Below are 8,843 nucleotides of genomic sequence, written 5' to 3'. Positions count from 1 at the left end.
CCCACACTCCGACGGCGCCGGCGGCGCCGTAGACCAGAAGCATCGCGGTACGGATGCCACCGGACGAGCCGAGGCTTTCCTCCACCAGAAGTGTGAAGAACGTGTACGAAGCGAATTGCCCCAGGGCGGCAAACAGCGTTGCCGCGCAGATGACGGCGAGTGCCCGTTTCATCGCCGGTGTCGGGTTCGGTTTGTCTCGCTTGCTCCGATGGTGTTGATCGACCGGCATTTCGGGCAACGCACGATGCAGTGAGAAAGCAATGACCACTGCCACCACACCGATTGCCGCCGACGCAGTCCGCCAACCCCAGGATTGGCCGATCGCCGAAGACAGTGGACCTCCGAGAACAAAAGCGAGAGACGTACCGGCATACACCATCGCGATTGCCTTGCCCTGTTGTCCGCGCGGAACCAGAGTGGCTGCGACCGGGGCAACGACAGCCCAGAACACTCCGTGCGTCGCAGCGCAGAGCAATCGTCCGATCACCAGCATCGGATAGTTGACGGCCAATGCTGCGACCAGTTGCGACACCGCGAGGGTGGCCACCGTCAGAACGACGACCCGTCGTCGCGGCCAGGTTTTGACCGCTCCGATCAGCGGAAGCGTCAAGACCGCGACACCGTATGCATAGAAGGTCAGCAGTAGGCCGACACGCCCTTCGGTGACGTCGAGGTCCGTCGAGATTTCGCTGAGCAGTCCGACGGGGAGCATTTCGGCCGTCACGTAGGCGAAGGCTGCTCCGGCCAGTGTCATCAGCCGTAGCGTGGTTGCCTTCGGCAGTCGAGCACTCATGTTGTGTAACGATACATGTATCGATACACACCTGCGCAATGAATATTTTGCACTCGCTATGCTGAGGCTCATGGCCATACGTGCGCAGCGTTCGAGTCGTCCGACGATGGCCGACGTCGCCAAGGCCGCAGGCGTGTCGGTGATGTCGGTGTCGTACTCCTTCGCGCAGCCCGAGCGCGTGTCTGAATCAACGCGGGCCAAGGTGTTCGCCGCCGCCGAAGAGCTCGAGTACGCGGGCCCGAACCGGGCGGCGCAGTCCTTGCGGAGCGGGAAATTCAACAACATCGCGGTCGTCTTCAGCGAGAAGCTGACGTACGCCTTCGAAGACGCAGTAGCTCGGCGATTCCTCTCGGGAGTCGCCGAAGCGTGCCTGGATGCGAACGCCGGGCTGATGATGCTGCCGAACTCGGGGAAAGCCGGAGACGTCGACAGAGTTCGCGACGCGGCAGTAGACGGTTTTGTCGTCTGGACCACCGTCTTCGACGATCCCATCCTCGACGCGATTGTCGGCACCGGAAAACCCGCATGCATCCAGGGTGGTCCGTTGCACGAGGGTGTGGATCTCGTCGGGATGGACGATGTTGCCGGCGCCGTTGCGATCGGGGCAGTCGGGTTGTCGGGGGCGCAGCGGCCCGCGGTGATCAGCCTTCCGTGGGATCGTGAGCGTCGGTCCGAGATTCGGATGGACGTGGATCCAGGTGAAGCGTTCTTTCCGGTGTCCCGCCATCGGCTCGAGGGCTACGAGCGCGCCGTCCGCGACGCGGGCCTCGATTGGCCCTCGGTGCGGGTAGGGGTCGTCACTGTCAACGAGCGGAGCGAGGGTGCGCGGATGGCTCGGTCCCTGCTCGACGTTCCCGAGAGCCGAAGGCCCGATGTCATCTTGGCGATGAGTGACGAACTGGCTCTGGGGGTTCTGGACGCGATCCGTGAACTCGGCCTCGCGCTGCCCGACGATGTCGCAGTCGTCGGATGGGACGACACAACAGCCGCATCGGACGCCGGCCTGACGACGGTTCGCCAGTCCCTGTTCGATCAAGGGCGCAATGCAGCTCGCGTGGTTCTCGGGCTGGACGATGCGGTCGAGCCGGTCGAATGGTCGGTGCGTCGGCGAACCTCGACACGATGATCACGCCGGTAGTCATCGACGGTCTGCGTCTTCGGTGGTTTGTCCCTCCCGAATTGGGGGAGACCGTCCGGTGGGGACTCTCCTGGAATGTCGACAGCCCGAGCAGGTGGGCGGTAGTCGAGCCGGCGTGGGTCTTGACGGCGGAAGTGCGCACGAGTTCGAAACCATTGATGTGGAGACTGCCTCGCGACGGGTCAGGCATTCGGGAGCCGGTCCAGCCGGCGATCGCTCGCGTCGCTGCACTGCAATTCATGTTCGACGCCGAACCACCGTTGCCTTCTCGGATCGAAGCCGCGGGCGCTTTGCAACTACGCGCCGGAACTCCTCGTGACGACACAAATGCCCGTCAGGCATGGATCGATTTCGACGAGAGTGCCGCCACGACCGGGGTAGTTCGGCGCCTGCGGCTCATGTCGATGGAGTCCGACATGCTGCCCGACCCGAAGTTTCCGCACGGCCCGAACTGGGGTTGGGCTACGAGGCAACTCGTGCCTGGCTCCGAGCGCTTCTACGAGTTGGCCCGTGCACCTCGCGCGTTGCGCTCGTATCAGCTGACCGATCGTGAATACGGGCCGCGGCGCGAGGACTTCCTCCTGGTCGACCTCGAGACGGCTGCTTGATCGTTGGGACCTGACACCGTTTTCATTCAGTGGACACAGACTCCAGCTGACCGGAACCAGTGTCTGCTCGACGAAACCGGTGCCAGGTGCTGCGACTAGCGCGCTCCACTGGCCACGTTCAGTGAGTATTTGCCGGGCGGCGCCCCGACATGCTTGACGAAGTGCCGCGACAGGTGGGATTGATCGTGGAATCCGACGTCGACGGCCACGTCCGCCAATTCGCGCCCGGCGAGGATTGCGCGTCGCGCCAGATCGATTCGTCGTCCCGTCACGTACTTGTGAGGCGGAAGCCCGAAATGCTTCGCGAAGTTCTTGATCAGATACGTGGGGTTCCGTTGCAGGATGTTCGACGCTTCCCGCATCGTGATTCCCGTTGTGAGTCGCGCATCGAGCAGGTCCCGAAGTTGATCGGCAACGCGTTCGTCAACGGTCGGCGTGTGAAGGGATCGACCTGTGGCCGGTGTGAGGATCTCGTTCAATCTTTCAGCGAGGAACCCCAGGCGACTTTCGGCTTCGAGTGATTCGCCGTCCGGGCCGAGTGCAGAGTGCAGTTGATCGATGCGATGGCGCAGCAGAGGGTCTCGAATCTCGGGGCTGTCCACCGCCGGGCCTATGAGGACCTCGCCGAGAACTGACGTGTCGAGGTAGAGGATTCGTTGACGAAATCCGGCCTCGGTGACCGGAACTCCGTCGTGTGCGATGCCTGGCGGCAACAGAGTCACGATCTCTGGTGCTGCGCCATGAGCGCGATGATCGAGGTCGTATGCAATCGTGCCGCGGTCGACGAGCATCAGGGACCACTGATCGTGCGTGTGTTTGGGATAGGCGTGTCCGACGAAATCGGCATGGAAGACCTCGGTGATTCCCGCGAGGCTCGGTGCCCACGCGGTGATCTGTGCGCCGCGGGGGTCCATGTCAGAAACGTACAAGACGCAGCTGCCTCGGGTGACGAAGAGTGGCGGGGTCGTCATCGCGGTGGTGGCGCGCCCGAGGGAGGAACAACATGAACAGTTCGGCAACAGCGGTATCGCTCCGCGAGAAGTTCGGTCAGTTCACCGAGCACTGGTCGCCCAAGAAGATTGCGGCCCTCAATGATTACGAGATCAAGATCGTCAAGATCAAAGGTGAATTCGTCTGGCACTCCCACACCGACACCGACGAAATGTTTCTGGTGACAAAGGGGCAGATCCGAATCCAACTGCGCGACGGAGATGTTTCGCTGGGGCCCGGTGAATTGTTCGTTGTGCCTCGCGGAGTCGAGCATTGTCCCATCGCCGAAGAGGAAGCGGAGGTGATGTTGATCGAACCCGTGGGCGTGGTGAATACCGGGAACGTCGGAGGATCACGAACCGCGGTGCTCGAGGACTGGACGTAGCTAGCGGCTCTTCCAATCCAGGGGATTGGTTCGGAGCGGCAGTGCCATGCCCGATCTCCAGAGCGTCGCCGCGCGAGAGTGCGGACGGAGCTGGACCTCGCGCCGCATCGACTGCGTGAACTCGTCGGTGAACCCTGTTCGCGGGTACTCCGCGATTGCTGCATCAACAGTTGCTCGCGGAATTTCGGGCGCACGCCGACCGGCAACGTCGAAATGCGCTGCGGCATGCAGTAGATAGGCGTCAGCGCCCGCGCCGCGGTCGACGGTCAGATCCATGTGCAGACGGATCGCTTCGCCGATTCGCTGTACCGACCTCTCCGAAGTTCCCACTCGGGTCGCGAGTTCTTCTGCGTCTGCGGCACTGATGTAGGTGAAACACCCGTGCTCGGCCGATCCTTCTGCGCCCAGTCCGACATCGTGAAGGGCGCACGCAGTGAAGAGATCTTCGGGGTCGTACTCGATCGCATCGATCTGCGCGAAGGCGTCGGCCCAGATCCAGCAGCGCAGGCTGTGGTTCAAGACCGCGGGGGAGAGGGTTCCTCTGGCGTGATCGAGCGCTTCGCTGCACAGCTTGGTGTCGGGGAGTGGGCGTTTGCGCAGCTCGGGTGTGCGAGTGGGGTAGCGGCCGAGCCGCAGTCGGAGCATCGACGGAGCACTCATGGCCTGCGCAGCAGCCGCGCGGGCCATGAGTTGTATCTGCTCGAGAGTGGAGAGCTCACCAGGGCGCATCGAATTCCTGTTCTGGGTGGGGGGACAGCTGGATACGAATCTAGTTGGCAGGGAAACTTCTTCACAGATGTCTAATGTCTGTCAATGACGGAAACACGGAATTATCAGAATATCGGTTAATAGCAAGTGCCATCCAACGGCAACCACGAATCTGTAGCCTCACCTCTGGACATCGCAAGAACCATCAAGCAACGACGGTGGGGCTCGGGCTCAGATGACGCCGAACCCGACGATGCCCGGGACTTCCGACGGGACGATGCGATGGAGCATGACCTTGTTGTTCTCGTTGCCGCCGACGGTCGTCAGAGTGCCGGCGTCGTTGACCAGAACGACGTTGACGTGTTGGCCGAAGGGGCTCGAGTCGCCGTACAGGATCGTGTCGCCGACCTTGGGTTGGTAGTCCTGACCGTAGGGGACAAACGCGTCGACGGACTCGTAATACTCCTGCAGCGTGTACACCCCGGGGATGCGCCACGACCCTGAGTTGGGGTTCGAGAACGGCGTGCCGATCTGGTTCATCGACCAGCTCACGAAATCGGCACACCACGATTCTTCGACACCCTCGGCGTATTTGGTGCCGGGACTCCCTGACTCCCACTCCTGCTCGAGGACGCCCAGTAGCGCACTCTGCTGAGCGCTGAGAATGCTGTGGTCGACGGCCGGGAACGAATCGAGATTCTCGCCGGCAAGAGCGTCGTCGCCGCGCGCGAACCACCACAGTGCGCCGGCGACAACTACGACCACCACAACGCGAATACGCCCAGAACAGCGAGAGTGCGTCTGGGCGTATTCGGTGCGTGCGACATCACGCCACGATAGTCAATTACTCGAGCGGGGGCGCCGAGCGATCGATCGTCGTCGCGAGGGGCTTCTCCTTGACGAAGAGCAACAGGACAACCGCCGCGATGACCAAGGGGACGAGGTACAGGAAGATCGGCGCCAGCGCGTCGTTGTATGCACCGACGATGATCTCGCGAACCTGGCTCGGCAACTTCCAGAGGATTCCCGGGGTCAAGGAGTTCTCGTCACCACCGACCGCGCCGCCATTCGCCGGGAGTCGCTCGGCCAGGAGATTGGTCAGACGCGAGGCGAACAGGCTGCCCACGATCGCGCTGCCCAACGACGCACCGATCTGGCGGAAGAAGTTGTTCGACGCGGTGGCCGTTCCCACTTCGGCCGCGGGGAAGGTGTTCTGCACGATCAAGATCAAGATCTGCATGACGAGGCCGAGTCCGATACCCATGAGTGCGATGTAGCAACCGAAGACCAGCAGTGAGGTCGACGGCGTCAGACGTGAGAGCAGGACCAGAGCAACAGCGACGATGGATGTTCCGACGATGGGGAAGATCTTGTAGCGGCCGGTCTTGCTGACCAGCTGGCCGGACCCGATGGAGGCGACGAGCAGGCCCGCCATCATGGGAATCATCATCAATCCAGCTTCGGTGGCGTTCTTGCCTGTCACCATTTGGATGTAGGTCGGCAGGTAGGCGAGCGCACCGAACATGGCGATTCCGATGATCAGGCCGGCGACGGTGGTCAACACGAAGTTGCGCTGAGCGAACAGGTGCATCGGAATCACCGGTTCGTCGGCACGCTTTTCGACGAAGACAAAAGCCACTGCCGTCACGACGCAGCCGACGATCAACCCGATGATGACGGCCGATCCCCAGGCGTAGGTGTTTCCGCCCCAGGTCGTGAACAGGATCAGACACGTCGCTGCCGTCGCGACGAGAACCATGCCCAGATAGTCGATGCGAGGCTTGCCGAGGTTCGGCTTCCGCAGGTGCAGAAATGCCATCGCGCTCGCGATGGCGAGTAGGCCTAGGGGGATGTTGATCCAGAAGGCCCAACGCCAACCGATGCCCTCGGTGAACCAGCCGCCGAGTAGGGGACCGGCAACCGAAGCCAGTGCGAACACCCCGCCCATCGCACCCATGTACCGGCCGCGTTGCCTGGCGGGGACGACGTCGGCGATGATCGCCTGGGACAGCAGGATCAATCCGCCGCCGCCGAGTCCCTGCACGGCTCGACCAGCGATGAGTGTGGTCATGTCGTGGGACAGACCGCCGATCACCGAACCGACGATGAAAATGCTGATGGCGCCGATGAAGAGGCCCTTGCGGCCGATCAGGTCACCGAGTTTTCCGTACACCGGCATCATGACGGTCGAGGCGAGGATGTATGCCGTCGTCACCCAGACCATGTGGTTGACGCCGTTCAATTCGCCCACGATGGTGGGCAAAGCGGTACTGAAGATCATCTGGTCGAGCGAAGCCAGAAGCATCGTGATCATCAGCCCGACAAAAACGAGGATGATCGACCGTTTGTCCGGCGAGGCCTCGGTGTCGGTATGCGTGCCGTCGGGCTCGACGGTCGCAGCTTCTCGAGTGGACATGTAGTTCCTTAGTTGAGTGACGGCGGGTGCGAGAGTGTGGATCAGCTCTCGGACCTCAGTATTCGAGCCATCAGGAGTAGTGCCGGATCGAGCAAATCTGTTCTGGGGCTTGCCCGTTCACTGTTCTGCCATTTTCGGAAGACGTAACGCATCGCGGCGCCTGCGGTGATGACCGTTGCTGTGGCTTCGTCGGCAGCGGCTGTGTCCGAGTGCAGGCGGCGATACTCGGTTCTGTTCGACAACTCCCGCGTGAGGATCCGGGTGAGCGTGTCTTCAACATCGTGGAAGGTGGCCAGATGTTGTTGCAACAGCGTGGGATGACGCTCGAACAATTCGCGTCGATGCGCGAGCAGATCGGGTCGCTCGTCGACGATTTGCATCGCCGCCTCGAATACCGCGAGGGCGCCGCGCAGCGGATCGTCCGGGTGCTCGCCGATGAGCGTGAGCATGGTCGTCTCACTTGGCACGACGAGCATGAGCCCACCGATCGCTGCGTCCTTGGTGGGGAAGTAGTTGAAGAACGTGCGGGTCGACAGATTGCAGGCTTCGCAGATTTTCTCGACGGTCACTTCGTCATAGCCCAGGTCGAGAACGAGTTCGACGGCGGTGTGCTCGATCAGCTGCCTCGTCGCAATTCGTTTTCGTTCGCGCAATCCGAGAGTTTCGGTTCCCATTTCATCCATAATTGCACAGAGTGCAAAGTTTCATCGAATGCAATATTTCGCCCAAGAATGCCTCATGAAATGCAAAAATGGGGATCGGGTGCCTGGTGGATAGGATGAACCGCGTGGAAGACACCTTGCCCCCTTGCCCTGAATGCGCCGGCGAATACACCTACGAGATGGGCGCGTTGATGGTCTGCCCGTCCTGCGCGCACGAGTGGGCGCCGACCGATAGTGCCGGCGAGGACCTGGGTGTGGTGAAAGATGCCGTAGGCAACATTCTTGCGGACGGCGACACGGTGACGGTCGTCAAGACGCTCAAGGTGAAGGGCAGTCCGACCGGCATCAAGTCAGGTACGAAAGTTCGCAACATCCGCCTTGTTCAGGGTGTTGGTGACCACGACATCGACTGCAAGGTCGACGGCATCGGACCGATGCAATTGAAGTCGAGCGTCGTCAAGAAGGTGTGACCGGACAGCGATAGTTGTCGGCTCGAAATCCTGTTCAGTTTCGACGGTTCGATAGCCACAATCGAGGTGATTCTCGACCGCTCGAACGAATGGACCGAACTGTGCCGAACTCGATCTGCCTGGCGCCCGCACTCGATAACACCGCACTCGATACAGAGGAGCAGTGGAAACGCATCGTCGATGCGCTGACGCGCAGGGGTTTCCTCGGCGCCGGGCTCGGTGCCGCGGCCGCGACCTTGCTGGCAGCGGGCAGCAGTGACGAAAATGGCTTGGAGTCAGGCGGTCTCGTCACGGTGCAGGACGAGACGGGCAGTGTCGAGATCCCTTCGGATCCGCAGCGAATGGTCATCGCCCAGGTCAGCGCCATGGCGACGGTGCTCGACCTCGGTGTGCCGCCGGAGAAGATCGTCGGCGGCTTCTTCGGTCTCGAGGGTGTGAGCGGTGACGCGGTGTTGCGCACGATGCCGGAGGCTGCGAACATCCCGAACCTCGGCACGGCGGGAACGTGGAACAAGGAAGCAATCATCGGCGTGTCGCCGGATCTGATCGTCATGCTCCTGACGGCCGGAAATGCTTACGCAGCAAAGTCTTACGACGAACTCTCTGCCACAGGCGTGCCGGTGTTCGCCGGCTTCAACGGGTTCCTCACGTGGGACGAGATGAAGAAATTGGT

General features: G+C 61.8%; 10 protein-coding genes and 1 pseudogene. 5 read left to right on the top strand and 6 right to left on the bottom strand.

Annotation, left to right across the window (positions count from 1 at the left end):
• Positions 1–793, bottom strand: a 793-nt coding sequence (locus tag RWT78_RS25430; RefSeq protein ID WP_314681753.1) for an MFS transporter, incomplete at its 3' end; no start/stop codon positions are given.
• A gap of 70 nt (positions 794–863) precedes the next feature.
• Here RWT78_RS25430 and RWT78_RS25425 point away from each other — a divergent pair.
• Both RWT78_RS25425 and RWT78_RS25420 read left to right on the top strand, forming a co-directional pair.
• Entirely contained in the window at positions 864–1,919 is a 1,056-nt protein-coding gene (locus RWT78_RS25425; RefSeq protein WP_270007884.1) for a LacI family DNA-binding transcriptional regulator, read from the top strand.
• On the top strand, positions 1,916–2,539 hold the full coding sequence (locus tag RWT78_RS25420; RefSeq protein WP_228402241.1) for a hypothetical protein: 624 nt from the start codon (positions 1,916–1,918) through the stop codon (positions 2,537–2,539). Before RWT78_RS25425 ends, RWT78_RS25420 begins: the two co-directional genes overlap by 4 nt.
• Before the next feature lie 95 nt (positions 2,540–2,634).
• On the opposite strand, the gene RWT78_RS25415 is transcribed toward RWT78_RS25420, so the two are convergent.
• Positions 2,635–3,453: an AraC family transcriptional regulator gene (locus RWT78_RS25415; protein ID WP_275231670.1), complete on the bottom strand. Its 819-nt coding sequence runs from the start codon at positions 3,451–3,453 to the stop codon at positions 2,635–2,637.
• Between the two features lie 89 nt (positions 3,454–3,542).
• Between RWT78_RS25415 and RWT78_RS25410 the strand changes: the two genes are divergently transcribed.
• Positions 3,543–3,914: a cupin domain-containing protein gene (locus RWT78_RS25410; protein ID WP_030536435.1), complete on the top strand. Its 372-nt coding sequence runs from the start codon at positions 3,543–3,545 to the stop codon at positions 3,912–3,914.
• Here RWT78_RS25410 and RWT78_RS25405 read toward each other — a convergent pair whose 3' ends face one another.
• From RWT78_RS25405 to RWT78_RS25390, 4 genes are all read right to left on the bottom strand, one after another.
• Positions 3,915–4,643: an HD domain-containing protein gene (locus RWT78_RS25405; RefSeq protein WP_030536434.1), complete on the bottom strand. Its 729-nt coding sequence runs from the start codon at positions 4,641–4,643 to the stop codon at positions 3,915–3,917. It abuts the gene before it with no gap.
• A gap of 210 nt (positions 4,644–4,853) precedes the next feature.
• Positions 4,854–5,387, bottom strand: a complete 534-nt coding sequence (locus tag RWT78_RS25400; RefSeq protein ID WP_314681743.1) for a CHAP domain-containing protein — start codon at positions 5,385–5,387, stop codon at positions 4,854–4,856.
• Positions 5,388–5,466: 79 nt separating this feature from the next.
• Complete coding sequence (locus RWT78_RS25395; protein WP_003944867.1) at positions 5,467–7,038, bottom strand: MDR family MFS transporter; 1,572 nt, start codon at positions 7,036–7,038, stop codon at positions 5,467–5,469.
• A 41-nt stretch (positions 7,039–7,079) separates the two neighbouring features.
• Entirely contained in the window at positions 7,080–7,712 is a 633-nt protein-coding gene (locus RWT78_RS25390) for a TetR family transcriptional regulator (protein ID WP_314681741.1), read from the bottom strand.
• 104 nt (positions 7,713–7,816) lie between these two features.
• Between RWT78_RS25390 and RWT78_RS25385 the strand changes: the two genes are divergently transcribed.
• Together RWT78_RS25385 and RWT78_RS25380 are read left to right on the top strand one after the other, a co-directional pair.
• On the top strand, positions 7,817–8,170 hold the full coding sequence (locus tag RWT78_RS25385; protein ID WP_164490578.1) for a zinc ribbon domain-containing protein YjdM: 354 nt from the start codon (positions 7,817–7,819) through the stop codon (positions 8,168–8,170).
• Positions 8,171–8,271: 101 nt separating this feature from the next.
• Positions 8,272–8,843, top strand: a pseudogene (locus RWT78_RS25380) (ABC transporter substrate-binding protein); the annotation flags it as partial.

Source organism: uncultured Rhodococcus sp., assembly GCF_963525155.1.
GTDB lineage: Bacteria > Actinomycetota > Actinomycetes > Mycobacteriales > Mycobacteriaceae > Rhodococcus_F > Rhodococcus_F qingshengii.
Note: the sequence above shows the minus strand (reverse complement) of the source record. Positions and strands in the feature narration are given on the sequence as shown.